Annotated in this window: 1 pseudogene; it reads left to right on the forward strand. The window is 67.9% G+C overall.

What is annotated here, in order from left to right:
- A pseudogene (locus QZH66_RS18805) lies at positions 1-368 on the forward strand (hypothetical protein); the annotation flags it as partial.

Here is a 368-nt window from a genome sequence, read left to right on the forward strand (position 1 = left end):
CGGCCTGGAGGTCACGCCGCACTACGACGCGATGCTGGGCAAGCTGATCGTGCACGCCGCCGATCGCGACCAGGCCATAGACGCGCTGGTGCAGGCGCTCGGGCAGCTGGAGCTGCTCGGCCTGCCCAGCAACCGCGCCTTTCTGGCCGAATGTTTACAGCATCCGCAGTTCCGCGCCGGCCAGGCGCGGGTCTCGTTCCTCGCTGGCGAGGCCGGTGCGCTGCGTGATGTGCTATTGAAAAAAGAGCTGCTTGCGCATAACCAGTATGGGCTGGCGGCTGTTTTTGCCCAAAGCCCTGTGGACAGCGGCCTGCCCTGTCCGTTTCCGCGCCCGGTGCGCCTGCAGCACCGCGGCACGGCCACGGCGC

This window comes from Stenotrophomonas sp. YIM B06876, assembly GCF_030711595.1.
Classification (GTDB): Bacteria; Pseudomonadota; Gammaproteobacteria; order Xanthomonadales; family Xanthomonadaceae; genus Stenotrophomonas.